The organism is Agrobacterium sp. BT-220-3, from assembly GCF_025910175.1.
GTDB lineage: Bacteria > Pseudomonadota > Alphaproteobacteria > Rhizobiales > Rhizobiaceae > Agrobacterium > Agrobacterium oryzihabitans.
Map to the genome: position 1 here is coordinate 598,194 of NZ_JAPAIX010000001.1, position 19,784 is coordinate 617,977.

The following is a 19,784-nucleotide window of genomic DNA, read 5'->3' on the forward strand; positions in this document are numbered from 1 at the left end:
GAATTCATTCCGGCACCGCCCACGCATCGGCGTAAATTCAACAGTCGGAGCGTTCCTGCAGCCTTCATAGGGATGCGCGGCGCTCCGTTTCTCCACTGACCATGCCTGACCCGGAACCCGGTTCCGAAACAGGGAAGACACCATATGCAGGACCATGCCGAACGACTTTATTACGCCTTGAGGAAAAGCTGGTCGGGCGAGACCAGCAGCCTGTGGTCACGCGAAAACCCGGCCAGGGGGCAAGGCAGCGTGACCGCGCTGGTGGTTCAGGATATTTTCGGCGGTGAACTGGCCAAAACCGCCGTCAGCGGTGGGGACCACTTTTACAACATCGTCGAAGGCACCCGCTGGGATTTCACCTTCAGCCAGTTCGATATTCCAGTCGGCTATCAGGACGCGCTCGCCAGCCGCACGGAAGCCATGGCGACGACCACGCCGCTGCAATATGCCTATCTCAGCGCCTGCATCCGCAAGGCGCTTGGGCACGGCTGACCTGCTTGCACATAAGTATCGGCCGATTGCCGTCTTGCCCCAGTCCGGCATGACGGCAGCTATCATTCTCAATTTCAGCAACCAGATTTCGATCTCTCCCGCAAAGCGGACACAATCCTTGCGATAGTGTCGGTCAGCGAAACGAAGCGCACCGACAGGAGAGACGTTCGATGAATGAGAGTTGCCCGGTTCCGACACCGGCTGAGCGGCAAGTCCAGGACATATTGGAACGGACGGAAGCGGCAATGATGTCCACCATTCACGCAGCGCTTGAGCGCGCCAGCAAACAGGCCGCCCTGGAATTCCGGGCCGTTGGCTCAGAGATGCAGCCCCCGCCGCATGACTATTTCGCCGCTGTCGCTCACCAGCAGCTTTTCCTGCTCTTGTGTGGCGCCGACCCGGAAACATTCAAGGGCGGAGACCCCGAAATTGCGGGGCATATCATCCGGAATGCTCAAAACATATCCGATCACTACTGGACGAAAAAAGACGCGAGTTCGGGCGATTGACATACCATGCATGAAGGCAAGATTTTGCTCCACCTAGCGCGCATGATCTACATTTAAAGGGAACGCCCAGACCGACTGGTGTACCTCAGCCACCCCACGTCACATGACCTTCATCATCCCCGGTTAAGCAGGCCAAAATCCGGAGACTGGAATGGACCCGACCGCACAAATCAATCGCCCAAAGCTTGCAGAGACCTTTATCCATCCGACAGCGAGCATAAGGGATTCGAGCGTCGGCGAATGCTGCGAAATTCTGGCGGACACCTCCCTGCACCATGTGGAACTCGGAAATTACTCCTACCTCGGGCCTCGTTGCATGGCCGGTGACGCGACAATCGGGAAGTTCTGCGCCATCGCCGCAGAGGTCAGGATAGGTGCTCCGAACCATCCGATGGACCGCCCGTCCATGCATCGTTTCAGCTACTGCCCGGAATATTACTCTGCGGATGCCGTGCGCGACGACGCCTTCTTCGATCAGCGCAAGGCGGATCGTGCCATCATCGGTCACGATGTCTGGATTGGTCACGGGGTCATCGTGTTGCCGGGTGTAATGGTTGGAAACGGTGCCGTGCTCGCAGCAGGCGCAGTCGTCACCAGGGACGTGCCGCCCTATACCATCGTCGGTGGTGTGCCCGCAAAGATCATTCGCGAGCGATTTTCTCGAACCATCGCCGAAAAGCTGACCGCCATTGCATGGTGGGACTGGCCATTCGAGACAATCATGGCGCGGCTTGCCGATTTTCAGTCGAGCGATATCGAAGCCTTTTGCGAGCGCTGGGCCTGAAACAATTCGCGCCCCAACGGCGAAAACGTCTGTTTGTTATTCGAAGAAAAATACCAGCCGGCCGTTAGCCTCGCCACGGTGAGACGGAGTTGCAAAATCATGCAACCGACTTTTTCATATCGATGAGGATTTCACCTTCTCTTGAAGGATGCGGACGACGCCCGCACTCCTCAAAGCCGCAATCGCTGTAAAGCGCTATGTTCTTCGTCATCCGCATATTCGTGTAAAGGCGCAATTCGCCAATCCCACATTCCAAAGCGTGTAGCTCTGCGAAACGGAGAAGTGATTTCCCGATGCCCCTTCCCTGAAAGATGGGACTAACGGCTATGCTGTAAATCATGAGATATCGGTGATGGCTTTCGAGAACCACCAATCCAGACGTTTCGCCATCGGTTACGCTAAACCACACTTGTTCCGCAGAAATGCGCGGCAGGTAATCTTCAAAAGCGGGTTTGGGCGCAGCACCCACGATTTGTAGATATGCTGGAATATAGGCCGCAGCACTGATCTCTTTCACGATCAGCGCTTCGTGCGGCAACGCCAGTCTAAATCGTGTCTCGGTCAACGGATCCCCTTAAGCCAGCTCCCATGTTGACCAGCATTCTATGCTACGTCATGCGCGCGACCATTTATTCGAACACAAATGCCAACCGCTTGCCCGTCAGCTTCGCCAGTTGCTGCAGACGTCCGTCGAGACGCTCGCCGGCGAAATCGCAATAGTCATGCGGCACGACGAATTCGAGATCGAGATCGGGATTGGTGGATTTGCGGAATTTCAGGTGGTCGACGACGCCAGGCATCGAGGCTGAGAAGAGGTAGACAACGCGCAGCAGGCCGCCGAGAAGTTTCCCCAGCTCCAGCAGGCGATCCCCCGCCATGGCGGCGAGCGGTTGGGTGGTGCCGTTGTCGTTCAGACCTTCGAAACGATAATAGTTGGCAAGCGCGATATAGGCGCGGCCCGGATGGGTGATCGCCACGAAGGAGGAATGGGCGATGATGTTCAATGCCTGCAGGCCGCGATAGTCCGGATGGGCGCGCCAGCTGATATCGGCCAGAAGGCAGGCCGCCTGCCGGTAACGGCTTTCCTCTTCCGTCTCTTCGATACCGAAGACCGGGAAAGTGCGGCCGCTCCAGTCCGCCAGTTCACGCGCGTGTTCAGGCGAACGGGCGCGCAGAATGGCAAGTTCGTCGGCTGTGACCAGCAGCGGATCGGAATCCCGCTCGGTCTCCGTCAGGAGCGAATAGAGATAGCCTTCGCGCACGCCCTGCGCCGAGAAGGCGATCTTTGCCGGTTTCATGACCTTCAGAACTTCACGCATGGCGATGGCGCCGAAGGGCAGCAGCGAACGGCGGTTCTTGGAGACCGCCTGCCAGGCCGGATCCTTGCTATCCCTGGAGACGATGACTTCCTCCAGAAAATTCAGCATTTCCTCCAGCGGCAATTCGTAGCCCTGCATCATATGCAGCGGGTAGCCGGTGATTTCCATATGCAGCTTGGCGATATTTCGCCATGTGCCGCCCACGGCATAAAAGGTACGCCCCTCGCCCGCCGCCAGAAGTTTTGCGAAGGATTTGACGTGTTTTCTGGCAATGGTCGCGGCTTTTTCCAGCGAGCCGTCCGATTGCTCCGACAGTCGCAGGCCGCCGAGCGGAAGCGTGATGCCCTCGCCGCAGCTTTTGCCCTTGATGTCGATGAGTTCCAGCGAACCGCCGCCCAGGTCGCCTGCGATACCGTCCGGCTCGTAAAAACCGCTGATCACGCCATAAGCGGAATAAAGCGCTTCCTTTTCGCCGGAAAGCACCTCGATCTCGCAACCGAGGATGGCTTCGGCTTCACGGATGAAATCCGGGCCGTTTTCCGCCTCACGCGCCGCAGCGGTCGCCAGTACGTAGAGTTGCTGCGCCTGCGCCTGTTCGGAAAGCGCATGGAAACGCCGCAGGGCCATCAATGCCCGGCTCACGCCTTCCTCATGCATGCGGCCCGTGAGAGCCAGCCCCTTGCCGAGACCGCAAAGGACCTTTTCGTTGAACAGCACGGCGGGCGCGCGGGAGAGGCCTTCATATACGACGAGACGAACGGAGTTCGAACCAATATCTATGACGGAAACGGGGGCAAGGCCGGTCAGCCGCCCCTGTGCTTCTGATCGAGTCATTCAGCCTGTTTCTTGCGGGACGAAATCAACCCGGCAATCAATTTGGGCGCACTGGATTTCAAGGCTTCACCACGTCCGGAAAGGCTGGGATTGGTCATGAAATAGTGCTGCGCGTTGAACGGTTCTTCGCCTTTACGCACCTCAATGCGCCTCGACGTTCCGTCCGCAAGTATCTCGTAGCTCTGCTGGTTGTCAATGAGATTGCCCAGCATAATCTGTGAAAGAACCTGCTCGTGCACGGTGGGGTTGGTGAGCGGCACCAGTGTTTCGACACGCCGATCGAGGTTGCGCGGCATCATGTCGGCCGAGCCGATATAGACCAGCGCCTTGTCGGAAGGCAGGCCGAAACCGTTGCCGAAGCAGAAAATACGGCTGTGTTCCAGGAAGCGGCCAACGATCGATTTGACGCGGATATTGTCCGACAGTCCCGCCACCTGCGGGCGCAGGCAGCAAATGCCGCGCACGACGAGATCGATCTCCACGCCTGCTGCGCTGGCGCGATAGAGGGAATCGATGATTTCAGGGTCGACCAGCGAATTCATTTTCATCCAGATCGCTGCCGGCGCACCGCGCTTGGCGTGCTCGATCTCTTCATTGATGTGCTTCACGATGCGCGAGCGCAGCGTGTAGGGCGAAATGGCGAGCTTCATACCCTCTTCCGGCTCACCATAACCCGTGATGAAATTGAAGATATTCGCCATGTCGTGGGCGATCTTCGGGTTGCAGGTGAAGAAGGAAAGGTCGGTATAAATCTTGGCCGTGATCGGGTGATAGTTACCCGTGCCGAGGTGGCAATAGGTCCGGAGCTTGCCGTCCTCGCGGCGCACCACCATCGACATCTTGGCATGGGTCTTCAGTTCGATGAAGCCGAACACCACCTGCACGCCGGCGCGCTCCAGGTCGCGCGCCCAGCGAATATTGGCTTCCTCGTCGAAACGTGCTTTCAGCTCCACCAGCGCGGTGACGGATTTGCCCGCTTCGGCCGCGTCGATCAGCGCGCGAACGATCGGGCTGTCATTGGAGGTGCGGTAAAGCGTCTGCTTGATGGCGAGCACTTCGGGGTCGCGTGCTGCCTGCAGCAGGAACTGCACAACCACGTCGAAGCTTTCGTAGGGGTGGTGAACCACCATGTCCTTTTCGCGGATGGCGGCAAGGCAATCGCCGGCATGTTCGCGCACGCGCTCGGGGAAACGGGCATTGTAGGGTTCGAATTTCAGGTCGTCGCGCGGCGCGCGCACGATTTCCGAAATGGTGTTGAGTGCGAGAAGGCCCGGCAGAACGGCGACGCGATTATCCGGCACGCCAAGTTCATGCACCACGAACTGGCGCAGCGACTGCGGCATTTCGCTATCGGTCTCGATACGGATGACGGAGCCGCGGCGGCGGCGCTTCAGGGCGCTTTCAAAGAAACGGACCAGATCTTCCGCCTCTTCCTCCACCTCGATATCGCTGTCGCGGATGATGCGGAAGGTGCCGAAACCACGGACCGTATAGCCAGGGTAAAGCCGGTGAATGAACAGGCCCACTACATCTTCGAGCGTGATGTAGCGGATGGCGTTCCTGTCATCCGGCAGACGCACGAAACGGTCGAGCGCCGGCGGCAGGCGCAGAAGCGCGGTCATCGGCTCGCGGCCGTTGACGCTGTCAAGCTGCAGGCCCATGGAGAAGCCGAGGTTCGGGATGAACGGGAACGGGTGCGCAGGGTCGATGGACAGCGGGGTCAGCACCGGGAAAATACGCTCTTCGAATTCGGTGCCGAGCCAGGTCCGATCCGCATCGGAAAGTGCCGCAGGGCGCACGACGAAGATGTCTTCCTTGGCGAGATATTGCTGCAGGACGGCAAGCGAAGCCTGCTGCTCCATCTGCAGGTTGTCGATTTCCTTCAGAATGTCTTCCAGCTGCTCGGCCGGCGTCTTGCCATCGGGTGTCTTGACCGTGATCTTCTGGCGCACCTGTCCTTCAAGGCCGGCAACGCGGACCATGAAGAACTCGTCAAGATTGGCAGCCGAGATGGAAAGGAAACGCAGCCGCTCCAGAAGCGGGTGATCCGTGTTCAGCGTTTCTTCGAGAACGCGACGGTTGAACTGCAGCCAGGAGAATTCACGGTTGATGAAACGGGCGGGGCTGTCCCAGAGGTTCTCGCCCTCGGTCGCCGGCTGAACCTTGTCCAAGTTGTCCTGCACTATTGCGTCCATGCCGTGTTCCATCCCCTGACCTGTTTCCGTCCCGTGATCCTGCTGCATCGCGTGATCGTCCTTCTTGCCCGTATAACAGTTTGACGACGGAACTGTGACAGTCAATCGCCGTCCAGCCCCTCGCCCACCGCTGTGCTGTCCATCGCGTTAAGGACTTCCGCCGCCAGCGGACGGGTAATCCTTGTTCCACGCGAGAGCGCCAGCCTGTCGATCCGGTCCACAATCGTCTGTGCCGTGTCGAGCGAACGCTCCATTCTATTGACGATGTAACCTATGAGTTTGTCATCCATGTAAAGCTGACGGTCGGCGAAGAGTTTCATCAGCACCTGCGCCAGAAGCCCTTCATCCGGCTCACCGGTTTCGACCACCGTTACGGCTTTGAGACGCGAGCGCAGATCCGGCAGCGTCACCGGCCATGCGGCCGGCCATTGCCGGCTGGTCATCAGAAGCGTCTTGCCGTGCTGGCGCACGCTGTTGATGACGTGGAAGAGTTCGGTATCGTCGAAACCGCGGCGATCGGCATCTTCGAACAGCACCGGTGCGCTCTCGGCCGCTCGTGCGGCATCCGCGCCGGCCTGCGGGTGGATTTCCACAGCGCCGCTGATGTTTTTCCAGATATTGGCGAGATGCGATTTTCCGGAACCTGGCGGCCCGGCCAGCACCACGACCGGCGACGGCCAGTTCGGCCATTCGTCAACGAGGCTGACGGCGGCCTCAAGCGAGGCGGACACGAGGAGGTCTTCCCTGCCGGAGGCGGCCTGGTGCGAGAATACGAGCGGCAGCTGCTCGGCCTTTGACCGGGCGTTGTCGGTTTTGATCTGGTCAGTCATCGTCAGCCCTGACCATCCGCCTTGCTGGAGGACGTTTCCCTTTTTTCCTGGGCAAGGTTGGCTTCCGAGGCAAGGTTGGCTTCCCAGGGAAGATTGGCGGCATGCCCGTGATAGAGATCGCTTTCAAGATACCGCGACAAGGCGAAGCGGACAAGCACGCCAACCGCCGCCGCGGCCGGCACCGCAACCAGAAGGCCGACAAAGCCGAAAAGCGCGCCGAAGGCGAACAGGGCGAACATCAGCCACACCGGATGCAGGCCGACGCTTTTGCCAACAAGCTTCGGCTGGAGGATGTTGCCCTCGATGAATTGGCCGGAGAAGAACACGGCAAGCGTCAGAAAGACATAAATATAGTCCGGCCAGAACTGCACGATGGCGACGCCGACGGCGAGGATGAGGCCGACCATCGAACCAATATAGGGGATAAAGCTGATGAGGCCGGAGAAAAGGCCGATCAGCAGGCCGAAATTGAGGCCCACCAGCGACAGGCCGACAGCGTAATAAACGCCGAGGATCAGGCAGAGCGACCCCTGCCCGCGCACGAAACCGGCAATCGTATTGTCCATGTCGCGGGCGATCTGGCGGACGGTATGCACGTAGTCGCGCGGTATCCAGCTATCGACCTTGTCGATCATCCGGTCCCAGTCGAGCAGCAGGTAGAAAGCGACGACGGGCGTGACCACCAGCAGCGACACGACATCGACCAGCGATTTGCCGGAATTCCAGATCTGCGTCAGCAGGGTGCCGATGAAACCGGCGCCTTCGGTCAGGAGCTTGGAAAAATTCTCCTTCACCGAATTGATCTGGCTGCTCACCCAGTCGGGCAGGAGGTTGGTATCCGCGCCGGCGATCAGCTGCTGGAGAGACGATATATATTGCGGGATGCGGGTGATGAATTCCGAGGCCTGGGCGGCAATGACCGGAATGATGATGATGAGCGACAGCGCGAAGATCAGCACGAAAGAAACGAGGATGACGACGGTCGCCATCAGCCGGTTCAGGCCGCGCCGCTCCAGCCAGTCGGCGACCGGATCGAGAAAATAGGCAAGCGCCATGCCCGCAACGAAAGGCAGGAGAATGGAGCTGAAGACCATCAGGAAAAGGATAAAGACGGCAAGCACGCCGATCCAGAAAAACACCTGTCGGCGCAGGTTCGTACCACTCACATGGGGTTGCATCCGTTCATCCTCTTGTCGCCGTGCCGTCACCGCCCATGATGGAGATAGGATGTGCATGTGCACATGGTCAAGACCGACAGCACGACCTCAGCTGGCAGGCCGGCGCCGGGCAAGCGCAACGAAGACGAGTTTCCCAGTCTGCATTGAAGATATGACTGTCAGGAAGCCCAGGGCTCACAAAAGGTCAAAGCTTCGCAAAGCCGTTAAAAACCGGAGGTTTTGCCACTCAAACCCTTGCATCAGGCCCCGTCCCGTGCGAATGGCGACGCCATAAGGAACCAGCGGAGACGAGAGCCATGAGCCAGTCGGGCAAGAACGGTCTTACCTATAGTGACGCAGGTGTGGATATCGACGCCGGCAATCTGATGGTCGAAAAGATCAAACCGGCGGTGCGCTCGACGCGGCGTCCCGGCGCGGATGGCGAAATCGGCGGCTTCGGCGGCCTGTTCGATCTGAAGGCCGCCGGCTTCACCGATCCGGTTCTCGTCGCTGCCAATGACGGCGTCGGCACCAAGCTGAAGATCGCCATCGACGCGAATTACCACGATACGGTCGGCATCGACCTCGTTGCCATGTGCGTCAACGATCTCGTCGTTCAGGGCGCAGAACCGCTGTTCTTCCTCGACTATTTCGCCACCGGCAAGCTCGATCCCGATCAGGGCGCTGCCATCGTTACCGGCATTGCCGCGGGCTGCCGCGAATCCGGCTGTGCGCTGATCGGCGGTGAAACCGCTGAAATGCCCGGCATGTATTCCGATGGCGACTATGATCTCGCGGGCTTTGCCGTGGGTGCTGCCGAACGCGGCCAGCTTCTGCCGGCCGGCGATATTTCCGAAGGCGACGTCATTCTCGGGCTGTCCTCCTCCGGCGTACACTCCAACGGTTTCTCGCTGGTGCGCAAGATCGTATCGGTCTCCGGTCTTGACTGGGATGCCCCCGCCCCCTTTGCCGAGGGCAAGAAGCTTGGCGAAGCGCTGCTGACGCCGACCCGCATCTATGTGAAGCCGCTTTTAAAGGCGATCCGCGAGACCGGCGCGCTGAAGGCGCTGGCGCATATCACCGGCGGCGGTTTCCCGGAGAATATTCCGCGCGTTCTGCCCAAGCATCTCGCTGCCGAAATCGATCTCGACGCGATCAAGGTTCCCGCCGTTTTCTCATGGCTTGCAAAAACGGGCGGCGTCGAGCCCAAGGAAATGCTGCGCACCTTCAATTGCGGCGTCGGCATGATCGTGGTCGTTTCGGCTGAAAATGCCGCCAAGGTCACTGATGCTCTGACGGCGGAAGGCGAGACCGTTTTCCCGCTCGGCCGCATGGTGGCCCGCGAAGAAGGCGCGCACGGCACGATCTACAAGGGCACCCTCGGCCTATGATGAGCGCTGCCTTCCCGTCCGGCCGCAAACGCGTCGTCGTTTTCATTTCCGGCAGCGGCTCCAACATGGTGTCGCTGGCCAAGGCCTGTCAGGCGGCCGATTTTCCGGCCGAAATCGTCTGTGTGATCTCGGACAAGGCGTCAGCGGGCGGGCTGGAAAAGGCACGGGAGTTCGGTATTCCCACGCTGGCCTTCGAGCGCAAGACCTATGCCAGCAAGGCCGAGCATGAGGGCGCCATTCTGGCCGCACTTGGCGAGATCGCGCCTGATATCATCTGCCTTGCGGGTTACATGCGGCTGATCTCGGGGGATTTCATTGCCCCCTATGAAGGCCGCATCATCAATATCCACCCTTCCCTTCTGCCGCTCTTTCCCGGCCTGCACACGCATCAGCGCGCCATCGACAGCGGCATGAAGATTTCCGGCTGCACCGTGCATTTCGTCACCGAAGGCATGGATGAGGGCCCGACGATCGCTCAAGGCGCGGTGCCGGTTCTCTCCGGCGACACGGCTGAAGCGCTTGCGGCGCGTATCCTGACCGTCGAGCATCAGCTTTATCCGCTGGCCCTGAAGCAGCTGGCGGAAGGCAAGGTGCGAATGGGTGCCGGCAAGGCCATCACCAACAATGACGCAAGTAAATCTGAATATTGCACCCTGATTTCTGCTTGATAATAAAGATACCACTAAAGTAAAAACACACTAAAAGTGGCATTTATTCCAAAATAAACCGATCATTTACCATAATCATCTCTAATGCCCGCAACGGCCCCGCATTTCGGGCCCTCCGGTCATTCAGGAGCGATTATGCTATTTTCGAGATTTTCCCTGCCGCTTTCGGCCCTTTTACTGGTGAGCACGAGCCTACCGCTCGCCGCCGAGCAAAGCGGCATCACCGCTTCGCTCGATGCCGGTGTTCTCAATCTCAGGGCGACCGAAACCGTCCATATCGGCAACCGCAAGGTAAGCGAACTCGAATGGGAAACCAAAAATGCCATGGCGCTGCGCGGCTCGCTCGGGCTTGAGCTTGCGCCTGGCTGGCGTGTGAAGGCAGAAGGCCGCGTCGGCTTCGAAGGCGATGGCTACATGACCGATTACGACTGGATGGCGCCTTTTTCCAGGGACAGCTCCAAAAACAACTGGAGTCACCGCTCCCAACATGACGATACGCGGCTTGATCATTATTTTTCGGGAAGCTTCGAACTCAATCGCATGCTGCTTGACGATCCGCAGCAATATCTGAGCGCTGGCGTCGGTTTTCGCTACACGGATGTGCAATGGTCGGCCTATGGCGGTAGCGCCGTCTACAGCCTTTTCTCTCCAAGGGATTTGCGTGGAAGATTCAGGGATGATGAGAAGGTCATCACCTACCGCCAGCAAATCCCGGTTTTCTACGGCAACCTGACGGGCGGCCAAAGGTTCGGCAACTGGTCGCTCAATGCCGGTGTGGAGGGCGGTGCTATGGTCTATGCCAAGGCAACGGACGACCATCATCTGCGCGACATGCGCTTTACCGATAAATACGATGTGGCCGGCATGTTCGGGGTAAAGGCAGGCGTTGCCTATGACCTGACGGAAAACGCCTCGATCTATCTCGACGGTGCCTACGACTATACCAGCCTCGGGCGCGGAGATACCTATTATAGCGGTGCCGGAGCCGGAAACCTGTCATCGGAAAAAAATGCCGGCGGTGGCAGCTTGCAGTCGATCTTCGTGGGGGCCGGCGTCAAGGGCCGGTTCTGATTTCGGAGGCAGTCTTCTGCCTCCCCCAAAAAGCCGCGCCTTCGAAAAGGACGCGGCTTCAATTCATCATCCATGTGCCCACCTTCAGGCGTTAAAACCAGTCCTGCTGCCAGACATAATCGCGGTAAGCCCAGGGCGGCGAATTGACCAGGGCTGACTTGGAATAGATCTTCTGCAATTCTGCACCGAAGGTCGACACGCCGGGAACGAGGCCAACTTCCCACTGGAAATGCCACCATTCGGCGCCGAGATAATCGCTACCCTTCTCGAAAGCCGCCCGTGCACGGATCGGCTTGAAGCCGTTTTTGGCAAAAAGCGCTGTCAGATCGAGGAAATGGCCGGTGACCGATACACCCTTGACCCGGCTCTTGTTGGTCACGACATCCGTTATCGTCTGCTGTGGCGGTAGAGCGCCTTTTTCAGCCTTATCCTGCCAGCAGCGGGCGTAAACATTATAGCGCCGCTCTCCAACCCGTTGGGCCACATAGGCATCCGTCGCCGGGTCCTGCATGCCGCTCCAGATGAAGAGGTCGAGTGCCCGCCCGGAATAGTGGAAGGAGGTGGCGCTGCGGTTCTTGTTGACGGTGGCATATAAATCGCGGATGCCCCCAGAGGAGGTCATCAATCCGCCTTGGCGATGAACCTCTTTATAGACCTGATTATAGGCGGACATGACATCGCTGCGCAGCCTGAGACGCGGATAACCTTTCTCCGTTCCGCTCCCGAAGAGGTCCGCAGGCCCCATCTCGATACTGTAATTCGCCTGCCCTCCGAGTGAAAGCGGCGACGACAATTCTCGCTGTCGGGTTTCGAACGCCTGCTGCAAAGCAGCCAGTGTAACCGGTCCGATGCGACCGTCCTCATAAAGCCCGCTGTCCGCCTGAAACGAGAGGACCGCTTCTTCCGTATCGGCACCGAAGATGCCGTCCGTCTCAAGACTGTCATAGTCTGCCGAGGCCGATTTGCGCCCTTCGAAATGCAGAAAATTCAGTATTTCCTGTATCGCCTGCACGGTACTTCCGCGCGAACCCTTCTCCAAGATCATCATCAGCTCCCCAGCCGCTCGTGAACTTACGCACACAGAGCTTACGTGGGTTAATAAAATAATCAACGGCAATCTTTAATTGAATTTCAAGTAATTTAGAGTATACTTCGGTGAAGATATTATTCACCGGGCAGCACTCAGCGTGAAATTCTGTCCCGGTTCAACATGGCCCATTGCAGCAGAATGATCGTCTTGGAGTCGGTGATTTCGCCGGACGCGATCATCGCGAAGGCCTCGTCGAGACCGTAGGTCAGAACTTCCAGATCCTCGCCTTCCGTTTCCAGCCCCCCACCACTGCCGGCCTGCACGTCAAGATCGATACGGGCAACGAAAAGGCTGACTTTTTCGGTCAGCGTTCCGGGACTGGCATACATATCGAAGAGATAGTCGACCTTCTCAACCGCGTAACCGGATTCTTCCATCGCCTCGCGGCGAATGGCATCGGCCGCATTGTCATCATCGAGAAGACCGGCCGGCACTTCGATCATGAAGCTTTGATCGCCGTTCACGAAAGCGGCGGGGCGAAACTGGCGCACCATCACCACGCTGTCGCGCTTGGCATCGTAAAGCAGGATGGCGGCAGCGCTGCCATGGTCGTGGACTTCCCGCACGATGCGGATCGTCTTGCCATCCGGCATACGCTGGTCGAAAACGAGCTTCTGCATATGCACGAAGCCCTTCCACACCGTTTCTTTCTCCACCAGCCGGACCCTGCCGGTATCCGTATCGGCCCGAACGTTCTTCGCTTGTGTCTGTGTCACCGGATATGTCCTTGCCTGTCATGGAATTGGTTGAGCCTGCCCCTGTTGCAGCGCAATATCAAGCCTCGCTGGCTTGATCTTCGCGGCAGAGCCATACCTTGTTGTCGTGAAAAGCCGCCCCGCCATAGGGTGCAACGGCGTCCGCGCCGGTCAGCACGTTGATGCCCTCGCCGTCCAGATGCGCCTTGTTGGGCCACAGCCCTTCAGCAACCAGAACGCCGGGTCTGGCACCCTCCACGATTTTCGCGTGGAGACGCACTTCGCCGCGGCCATTGCCTATGCGCACGATGTCGCCATCGGCAATGTCGTTGCGGGTAGCGTCCGCAGGACAGATCATCAGTTCGGGACGGCCTTCCTTCTGCACGGAGGTTTTCGTTTCCGCAAAGGTGGAGTTCAGGAAGTTGCGGGCCGGCGATGTCGCCAGCCGGAAAGGATGGTCCTGATCGGCAGTTTCGATGACGTCCACCTGATCCGGGAATTTTGGAAATTGCGAAACGGGGCCCATCACGCCGATATTTTTCGGCGGCCGGTTGGGAGAAGGCCCTGTCGCCCATTCGGGGCTGAAGCGGAATTTTCCGTCGCCATAACCGAAACCCTCGAGATAATGCGCCACCTCGAAAGCGGGCTGCGCATCGATCCACTTTTCTTCCGCCAGCGTATCGAAATCGCCCCAGCCGCTGACTTTCAACATGCGGTCGACATGGTCACGGGCTGAGAGGCCGAAGCCCGGCATATGGTCGATGCCGAGACGTTTCGCCAGTTCTTCGATGACGAAGAGATTGGTGCGCACGGTTTCCGGCGGCTCCACCAGTTTGGGGCCGAGCAGAATGTGGTTCTGGCCGCCGGCGCGGTAGATATCGTCATGTTCGAGGAACATGGTGGCGGGCAGCACGATATCGGCGACTTCAGCCGTCTCCGTCATGAACTGCTCATGCACGGCAACGAAAAGATCGTCGCGCAGGAAACCCTGTTTCACCAGCCGCTGCTCGGGCGCGACATTGACGGGATTGGTATTCTGGATGAGCAGCGCCGTCACCGGGCCACCGTGGCGCAACGCTTCTGCGTCACCCGTCAGCACGCGGCCGATCTGCGACTGGTCGAGCTGGCGCACATCGGGGTCGGCATAGGCCGTGCCCATCAGCTCCGACTTGTTGAGCCGGAAGATATCGCCATTGTTATGGAAGGCGCCGCCACCCTCATATTGCCAGGAGCCGAGTACCGTTGCGATCGAAAGAGCGGCGTGCATGGCAACCGCGCCGTTGCGCTGGCGGGCGAAACCGTAACCCAGCCGGAAGAAGGTTTTTTTCGTCGTACCGACGAGCCTTGCGAAATCCTCGATCTCATCGACGGAAAGACCGGTGATTTCGGATGCCCATTGCGGCGTTTTTGTCTTCAGATGCGCCTCCAGCCCGGCCGGATCGTCCGCAAACCGCGCCATGTAGTCTCGATCGGCATAACCGTCGCGGAAGGCGATGTGCATGATGGCGCAGGCAAGCGCGGCATCCGTGCCCGGACGCACGACGATGCGCATATCCGCCTGTTTCATGGTCGGATTGTCGTAGATATCGACGACGACGATCTTCGCGCCGCGTTCCTTGCGAGCCTTGACCGCATGGGTCATGACATTGACCTGAGTGGCAACCGCATTGGTGCCCCAGATGACGACGACATCGGCCTTGGCGATCTCGCGCGGATCGGGACCGCGCAGCGCGCCCGTGCCCATGACATAACCGGTCCAGGCCATGTTGGTGCAGATCGACCCGAAGAAGCCGGAATATTTCTTGGCATGGCGCAGCCGCTCGATGGAATCGCGCTGCACCTGCCCCATGGTTCCCGCGTAGAAATAGGGCCAGATGGCCTCCGCGCCGTGCCGGGCTTCAGCCTTGACGAAGGCGTCGGCGATCTCGTCCAGCGCCGCTTCCCAGGAAACCTCCTGCCAGTCGCCAGCCCCCTTTGCGCCCTTGCGGCGCTTCGGGGTCAGCAAACGGCCGGGATGATAGATACGTTCGGAGTAACGCGCCACCTTGGCGCAGATGACGCCGGCGGTGTATGTATTGGCATTGGCGCCGCGCACACGGCCGATGCGGCCATCGGCATTGATGTCCACTTCCAGCGCGCAGGCGCTCGGACAGTCGTGAGGACAGACCGTGTGGCCAACACGTGTGGTGCCTTCGGCGGCGTTTTTAGCGGAAATCGGGGTCGCAACGTTCATGTCTTTTCTATATTGCATCAGCGATGCGGCAAAAAGGCCGAAGTGACGTCCATCAAGAATATTCATCATCACCATTCATCCGGATAAACGGCAAGCGAGACAGATCCATGAACTACCGCCACATCTACCACGCCGGCAATTTCGCGGATGTTCTCAAGCACGCTATTCTCGCGCGCCTCGTCCGCTACCTGCAGAACAAGGACAAGGCGTTTCGCGTGCTGGATACCCATGCCGGCATCGGCCTTTACGACCTGTCCTCGGAAGAGGCGCAAAAGACGGGTGAATGGCAGACCGGCATCGGCAAGCTGATGGACGCCGATCTTCCTGCTCCCATCGCCGAATTGCTGGAACCCTATCTTTCCGCCGTCAGGGAGCTCAATCCGGATGGCGGCGTGCAATTCTATCCCGGCTCACCGAAACTCGCGCGCATGCTGTTTCGCCCGCAGGACCGGCTTTCGGCCATGGAACTGCATCCGGATGATGCACGCGCCCTGTCACGCGTGTTCGAGGGCGATTATCAGGTGCGTGTCACCGAGCTGGACGGATGGCTGTCGCTCGGCGCGCATCTGCCGCCGAAGGAAAAGCGCGGTCTTATCCTCGTCGATCCGCCGTTCGAGCTTGAGAACGAATATCAGCGGCTGGCCGATGGCCTGAACAAGGCCTATCGGCGTTTTTCCACCGGCACCTATTGCCTGTGGTATCCGCTCAAAAAGGGCGCGCCGATCAAGGATTTTCACGAGCGGCTGCAATCCTTCGAAATTCCGAAGATGCTGTGCGCCGAACTCTCCGTCAAAAGCGACCGGCTGGAGGGCCTGAGCGGCTCCGGCCTCATCATCGTCAACCCGCCCTATACGCTGAAGGACGAGTTGCACACGCTGCTGCCATTCCTGAAAACGGCGATGGCGCAGGACCGGTACGCTTCGCACCGCGCCTTCTGGCTGCGCGGCGAGGAAAAGCCGGAAGAGGATTGAGGGGGTTACCTCAGCCCTTCCCGCTTCTGCGCCTGCGCAAGCTGTGATCGCTCGAAGAACAGGATCACGAACAGGGCCATGATGAACGGTATGATGAGGTAGAACAGCCGGAAGACCAGCAGCGCCGCAATCACGTCAGCGGGGTTCATGTCCGGCAGGCCGGTGACGAAGACCAGTTCCAGCACGCCGAGCCCACCCGGCGCGTGAGAAATCAGCGCTGCCGAGAATGAAATCAGGAAGATACCGAGGATGATCATGAAACCCGGATTTCCCGCCTCCGGCAGCGCGAAATAGATGATGCCCGCCGCGCCGATCAGCTCGATCGGACCGATGACCAGCTGTTGCGCCACCAGTTTCGGTGCGGGATAGGGCAGGAAAAACGAGCGGATTTTCAGCGGTTTCAGCTTCAGAAGACTGCCGAGCACATAAAGACCGACAACGACAAGCAGCAGGATGCCGGTTGTCGTCGATGCCTCCACGGGCAGGATACCGGTAAAGCGTTCGGTAATGTCAGGCTCATAGACCAGCACCATGCCGATCAGCATGATCGTGCCGATGGTGAAGGTGAAGGAACAAAGGGCGACAAGCACACCGACCTCCCCGACGCTCAGCCCCTTCGACGTATAGGCACGATACCGCACCACGGCGCCGGAAAACACGGAAGCGCCGACATTGTGGGAGAGCGCATAGGTGGTAAACGAGGTGAGCGTGATGAAGAACCAGTTCACCTTGCGGCCGAGATGCTGGAGCGCGATACGGTCGTAACCAGCAAGGGCGGCATAGGCTACCAGCGTCGACAGGCCGGAACACACCCAGTCCCGTGCGCGAATGGCCGCCAGACTTTCCCACAGGTCATCAAGCGAAAGACCACGCAGCTCATGATAGAGCAACCAGGCTGAAAAACCGATCGTCGCAAGACCAACGACGGGCCAGATGTATTTCTTTGATGTCATGCGGTCATGCCCGCCTATTTCCTCCAGCTTCACCCCAGCCCTATTTCCGCTTTCCGCAGAAGATTCGTTCGACTCTATTCGTTATGCGGCGAAGCTTTCAACCTTTTCATGGAAGATTGCCCGTTTGCCCCGTTCACAAATTTATGTAAGACCGATTTGTCGCCGACGGTGACATGAGGTCGTCCATTTTCCGGGGAACGTGCGCAGAATGAAGCGTTATGCGGGTTTCATCGCCTTGGGTCTTCTGTCGCTTGCAGCGCTTTGGTTCGCGCAGGAAAAATCCACGCCCACCGGCTCCGACAGCAACCGGCAGACGCAATCACAATCGCAACCAGTCGGGAATTCCGGGGCAGACGCTTCCCGGCCCGATGCATCCCGGCAGGATACGGGCAGAAATCCCGTATCACGCGGAACGGGCTTTGATTTTTATGTACTTTCACTGTCTTGGTCGCCGGCATTCTGCGCCAGTTCCGAAGGCTCCGGTAATCGCCAGCAATGCGGCAGCGACAGGCGTTACGGTTTCGTCGTGCATGGGCTTTGGCCGCAAAACGAGACTGGCTATCCCGAATTCTGCAAAAGCGGCGAGCCGGACCGCGTGCCTGACGCGATCGGCCGCACGATGTTCGACATCATGCCTTCCATGGGGCTGATCGGCCACCAGTGGCGCAAACACGGCTCGTGCTCGGGCCTTTCGCAGAAGGATTATTTCTCAGCAACCCGGGCCGCCTTCGAGGCCATCCGGCTGCCGGAAAAGATTGCCTCGGGTGCTGGGACCACCACTCTCTCTGCGGACGCGATAGAAACCGCCTTCACCGATGCCAATCCCGGCATGTCGAAACGCGGCGTCTCGATCAGCTGCGATGGAAAGCGCCTCGAGGAAGTCCGCATCTGCCTCAATACGGACATGACATTCCGCGACTGCCCCGAGCTTGACCGCAAAGGCTGCCGCGCCGGTGCCACCGAAATTATTCCCATTCGCTAAAGCGGATCGGATGATCTCGATTTCTTTATTTTACATATTTTCCAGACATAAAACCGCTACGCATTTTATTGGAAATACTCCAGTCACCAGACGCCAACCCATAGGACCCGACCATGGAACTGCTCTATTCGCCCGCCTCCCCCTATTCCGCCAAGGTGCGCATGGCCGCCCGCCATCTCGGCATCGACATCACGTCCGTGCGTGTCGACACCAATGCCGAGCCGGCAACGCTGATGGACAATAATCCACTCGGGAAGATCCCGGTCCTGCTGCTGGATGATGGCGGCTCGGTCTATGACAGCGTGGCGATCATGCACTATCTCGACCGCCTTTCGGGCGGCAAGCTTTACCCGAAAAAGAACGGCAAGCGCACGGAAGTGGAAATTCTGGAAGCGCTCTGCGACGGCATCATGGATTGCCTGCTCGCCATTGTTTACGAGCGCCGTTTTCGCCCCGAAGACAAGATCCACCAGCCATGGATCGACAAGCAGTGGAAAAAGGTTGTGAAGGGCCTCGACCATCTCAACGCGAACCTGCCGAAAACCGGCAAAAAACTGCATGGCGGCCATTTCGCGCTTGCGGCGATGATCGGTTATCTCGATCTGCGTTTCGCCGGTGAATGGGCCGAAGGGCGAGATGCGCTGGCGCAGTGGCCCGAGACATTCGGCAAGCGTTTCGAAGCCTACACGGAAATGAAGGCCGCCGCCTGACGCAGAAGCACGACAGATGCCCGGCCTGATCGCCGGGCATTCATTCTGGGCACATGTCGCAGAAACAAAAAAGCCGGGGCGTAAACCCCGGCTTTTCTTTTACCGATCCGAGAAGGATCAGAACTTGACGCCGATACCGGCCTTGACGGAGTGATCGTCGAAACCACGCGAGAACGCGCCGGAGTCGAGACCGTAGTCCTTCTTCTGGTAGTCGCTGTAGCGATATTCCAGACGGGCGGTGATGTTGTCCGTTACCATGGCTTCAACACCGGCACCAACGGTGTAACCGAGCGCGGTGGCGCTGTCCTTGGAGGTCGCGTCACGAACCTTGTTATCGGAGACAGCAAGACCGGCCGTACCATAGAGCAGGAACGGGTTCATGTCGTAACCAACGCGGCCACGCAGCGAGCCGTTGACGCCCTGCTTGCCTTCGACGGCGTTACCGGCAACCGTACCGGCGGAGCCCTTCTCGTCGCCCAGGTTCACGTCTGCTTCAGCACCGTAAACGATCTGGCCGCTCTGCATGTTGTAACCACCGTAGAGACCGCCGCCGAAGCCCTTGGCGTCACGGCCGTCATTGCTGGAGCTGAAACGACCCCAGTCATAGTTGACCGTACCACCGAGGTAAGCGCCGGACCAATCCTTAACCGGTGCGGGCTGGTCGTAGGACACCGGTGCCTGGGGCACTTCGTTTACGGCGTCAGCGGCGTGAGCGGCCGAGAAGCCGGCAGCTGCCATGGTCGAAGCCATAAGGGTTGCTACGAAAATACGCATGCTATTCTCCTTTCAGGACCGCTCTGCACTCAAAACATTGTTTTCAGACGCGGTGTAAAAATCGTCGGGTTAATCGCCCCTCTGGAAACTGAACTTGATGGGAGAATGCGGAGATCAAAGAGCCAA

General features: G+C 58.9%; 19 protein-coding genes. 9 read left to right on the forward strand and 10 right to left on the reverse strand.

Features of this window, described 5'->3' with window-relative positions; translation table 11 throughout:
- Window positions 1–144 precede the first annotated feature (144 nt).
- The 3 genes from OK142_RS03130 (at window position 145) to OK142_RS03140 (ending at window position 1,785) form a co-directional block, all read left to right on the forward strand.
- Window positions 145–492, forward strand: a complete 348-nt coding sequence (locus tag OK142_RS03130; RefSeq protein WP_003496724.1) for a YunG family protein — start codon at window positions 145–147, stop codon at window positions 490–492.
- Between the two features lie 170 nt (window positions 493–662).
- Window positions 663–1,001 carry a hypothetical protein gene (locus tag OK142_RS03135; protein ID WP_498681008.1) on the forward strand — a complete coding sequence of 113 codons (339 nt, stop codon included), beginning with the start codon at window positions 663–665 and terminating at the stop codon, window positions 999–1,001.
- Between the two features lie 151 nt (window positions 1,002–1,152).
- Window positions 1,153–1,785, forward strand: a complete 633-nt coding sequence (locus OK142_RS03140) for a DapH/DapD/GlmU-related protein (RefSeq protein WP_498681009.1) — start codon at window positions 1,153–1,155, stop codon at window positions 1,783–1,785.
- A gap of 97 nt (window positions 1,786–1,882) precedes the next feature.
- Here the strand turns inward: OK142_RS03140 and OK142_RS03145 are convergent, their stop codons facing one another.
- From OK142_RS03145 to OK142_RS03165, 5 genes are all read right to left on the reverse strand, one after another.
- Window positions 1,883–2,350, reverse strand: coding sequence for a GNAT family N-acetyltransferase (locus OK142_RS03145; protein WP_137037418.1), 468 nt, complete (start codon window positions 2,348–2,350; stop codon window positions 1,883–1,885).
- A 64-nt stretch (window positions 2,351–2,414) separates the two neighbouring features.
- Window positions 2,415–3,938: an exopolyphosphatase gene (ppx, locus tag OK142_RS03150; protein ID WP_003496730.1), complete on the reverse strand. Its 1,524-nt coding sequence runs from the start codon at window positions 3,936–3,938 to the stop codon at window positions 2,415–2,417.
- The gene (locus OK142_RS03155; RefSeq protein WP_082184653.1) at window positions 3,935–6,133 is read right to left on the reverse strand and encodes an RNA degradosome polyphosphate kinase; all 2,199 of its coding nucleotides are present in this window, start codon (window positions 6,131–6,133) and stop codon (window positions 3,935–3,937) included. The genes ppx and OK142_RS03155 overlap by 4 nt, the downstream gene beginning before the upstream one ends.
- 101 nt (window positions 6,134–6,234) lie before the next feature.
- The gene (gene hdaA / locus OK142_RS03160; protein WP_082184087.1) at window positions 6,235–6,963 is read right to left on the reverse strand and encodes a DnaA regulatory inactivator HdaA; all 729 of its coding nucleotides are present in this window, start codon (window positions 6,961–6,963) and stop codon (window positions 6,235–6,237) included.
- Between the two features lie 2 nt (window positions 6,964–6,965).
- The gene (locus OK142_RS03165) at window positions 6,966–8,141 is read right to left on the reverse strand and encodes an AI-2E family transporter (RefSeq protein ID WP_082184086.1); all 1,176 of its coding nucleotides are present in this window, start codon (window positions 8,139–8,141) and stop codon (window positions 6,966–6,968) included.
- 296 nt (window positions 8,142–8,437) lie between these two features.
- Between OK142_RS03165 and purM the strand changes: the two genes are divergently transcribed.
- The 3 genes from purM to OK142_RS03180 all read left to right on the forward strand — a co-directional run bounded on the left by purM (window position 8,438) and on the right by OK142_RS03180 (window position 11,250).
- A complete protein-coding gene (purM, locus tag OK142_RS03170; RefSeq protein WP_003496737.1) occupies window positions 8,438–9,511 on the forward strand; it encodes a phosphoribosylformylglycinamidine cyclo-ligase in 1,074 nt (357 codons plus the stop codon).
- A complete protein-coding gene (gene purN, locus OK142_RS03175; RefSeq protein ID WP_498681011.1) occupies window positions 9,508–10,179 on the forward strand; it encodes a phosphoribosylglycinamide formyltransferase in 672 nt (223 codons plus the stop codon). The genes purM and purN overlap by 4 nt, the downstream gene beginning before the upstream one ends.
- Window positions 10,180–10,314: 135 nt before the next feature.
- Window positions 10,315–11,250, forward strand: a complete 936-nt coding sequence (locus OK142_RS03180) for an omptin family outer membrane protease (protein ID WP_082184084.1) — start codon at window positions 10,315–10,317, stop codon at window positions 11,248–11,250.
- A gap of 91 nt (window positions 11,251–11,341) precedes the next feature.
- Here OK142_RS03180 and OK142_RS03185 read toward each other — a convergent pair whose 3' ends face one another.
- From OK142_RS03185 to OK142_RS03195, 3 genes are all read right to left on the reverse strand, one after another.
- On the reverse strand, window positions 11,342–12,298 hold the full coding sequence (locus OK142_RS03185) for a peptidoglycan-binding domain-containing protein (RefSeq protein ID WP_498681014.1): 957 nt from the start codon (window positions 12,296–12,298) through the stop codon (window positions 11,342–11,344).
- A gap of 134 nt (window positions 12,299–12,432) precedes the next feature.
- Complete coding sequence (locus tag OK142_RS03190; protein WP_498681016.1) at window positions 12,433–13,056, reverse strand: NUDIX domain-containing protein; 624 nt, start codon at window positions 13,054–13,056, stop codon at window positions 12,433–12,435.
- Between the two features lie 58 nt (window positions 13,057–13,114).
- On the reverse strand, window positions 13,115–15,334 hold the full coding sequence (locus OK142_RS03195) for a molybdopterin-containing oxidoreductase family protein (RefSeq protein ID WP_498681719.1): 2,220 nt from the start codon (window positions 15,332–15,334) through the stop codon (window positions 13,115–13,117).
- Window positions 15,335–15,375: 41 nt separating this feature from the next.
- Between OK142_RS03195 and OK142_RS03200 the strand changes: the two genes are divergently transcribed.
- Window positions 15,376–16,239: a 23S rRNA (adenine(2030)-N(6))-methyltransferase RlmJ gene (locus OK142_RS03200; protein WP_498681018.1), complete on the forward strand. Its 864-nt coding sequence runs from the start codon at window positions 15,376–15,378 to the stop codon at window positions 16,237–16,239.
- 5 nt (window positions 16,240–16,244) lie between these two features.
- Here OK142_RS03200 and OK142_RS03205 read toward each other — a convergent pair whose 3' ends face one another.
- A complete protein-coding gene (locus OK142_RS03205; RefSeq protein WP_035242832.1) occupies window positions 16,245–17,192 on the reverse strand; it encodes a lysylphosphatidylglycerol synthase domain-containing protein in 948 nt (315 codons plus the stop codon).
- 208 nt (window positions 17,193–17,400) lie between these two features.
- Here OK142_RS03205 and OK142_RS03210 point away from each other — a divergent pair, with 208 nt between their 5' ends.
- Both OK142_RS03210 and OK142_RS03215 read left to right on the forward strand, forming a co-directional pair.
- Complete coding sequence (locus OK142_RS03210) at window positions 17,401–18,174, forward strand: ribonuclease T2 family protein (RefSeq protein WP_498681020.1); 774 nt, start codon at window positions 17,401–17,403, stop codon at window positions 18,172–18,174.
- 113 nt (window positions 18,175–18,287) lie between these two features.
- Entirely contained in the window at window positions 18,288–18,884 is a 597-nt protein-coding gene (locus OK142_RS03215; protein WP_082184079.1) for a glutathione S-transferase, read from the forward strand.
- A 117-nt stretch (window positions 18,885–19,001) separates the two neighbouring features.
- Here OK142_RS03215 and OK142_RS03220 read toward each other — a convergent pair whose 3' ends face one another.
- Window positions 19,002–19,658 carry an outer membrane protein gene (locus OK142_RS03220; protein ID WP_035217887.1) on the reverse strand — a complete coding sequence of 219 codons (657 nt, stop codon included), beginning with the start codon at window positions 19,656–19,658 and terminating at the stop codon, window positions 19,002–19,004.
- Between the last annotated feature and the right edge of the window lie 126 nt (window positions 19,659–19,784).

Bases quoted from the DNA above. Each gene is read 5' to 3' on its own strand.
- hdaA (WP_082184087.1), bottom strand. From the start codon at position 6,963: ATGACTGACCAGATCAAAACCGACAACGCCCGGTCAAAGGCCGAGCAG.
- OK142_RS03210 (WP_498681020.1), top strand. From the start codon at position 17,401: ATGAAGCGTTATGCGGGTTTCATCGCCTTGGGTCTTCTGTCGCTTGCA.
- OK142_RS03205 (WP_035242832.1), bottom strand. From the start codon at position 17,192: ATGACATCAAAGAAATACATCTGGCCCGTCGTTGGTCTTGCGACGATC.
- OK142_RS03165 (WP_082184086.1), bottom strand. From the start codon at position 8,141: ATGCAACCCCATGTGAGTGGTACGAACCTGCGCCGACAGGTGTTTTTC.
- OK142_RS03195 (WP_498681719.1), bottom strand. From the start codon at position 15,334: ATGAATATTCTTGATGGACGTCACTTCGGCCTTTTTGCCGCATCGCTG.
- OK142_RS03200 (WP_498681018.1), top strand. From the start codon at position 15,376: ATGAACTACCGCCACATCTACCACGCCGGCAATTTCGCGGATGTTCTC.
- OK142_RS03140 (WP_498681009.1), top strand. From the start codon at position 1,153: ATGGACCCGACCGCACAAATCAATCGCCCAAAGCTTGCAGAGACCTTT.
- OK142_RS03220 (WP_035217887.1), bottom strand. From the start codon at position 19,658: ATGCGTATTTTCGTAGCAACCCTTATGGCTTCGACCATGGCAGCTGCC.
- OK142_RS03155 (WP_082184653.1), bottom strand. From the start codon at position 6,133: ATGGACGCAATAGTGCAGGACAACTTGGACAAGGTTCAGCCGGCGACC.
- ppx (WP_003496730.1), bottom strand. From the start codon at position 3,938: ATGACTCGATCAGAAGCACAGGGGCGGCTGACCGGCCTTGCCCCCGTT.
- OK142_RS03215 (WP_082184079.1), top strand. From the start codon at position 18,288: ATGGAACTGCTCTATTCGCCCGCCTCCCCCTATTCCGCCAAGGTGCGC.
- OK142_RS03185 (WP_498681014.1), bottom strand. From the start codon at position 12,298: ATGATGATCTTGGAGAAGGGTTCGCGCGGAAGTACCGTGCAGGCGATA.
- OK142_RS03130 (WP_003496724.1), top strand. From the start codon at position 145: ATGCAGGACCATGCCGAACGACTTTATTACGCCTTGAGGAAAAGCTGG.
- purN (WP_498681011.1), top strand. From the start codon at position 9,508: ATGATGAGCGCTGCCTTCCCGTCCGGCCGCAAACGCGTCGTCGTTTTC.
- purM (WP_003496737.1), top strand. From the start codon at position 8,438: ATGAGCCAGTCGGGCAAGAACGGTCTTACCTATAGTGACGCAGGTGTG.
- OK142_RS03135 (WP_498681008.1), top strand. From the start codon at position 663: ATGAATGAGAGTTGCCCGGTTCCGACACCGGCTGAGCGGCAAGTCCAG.
- OK142_RS03180 (WP_082184084.1), top strand. From the start codon at position 10,315: ATGCTATTTTCGAGATTTTCCCTGCCGCTTTCGGCCCTTTTACTGGTG.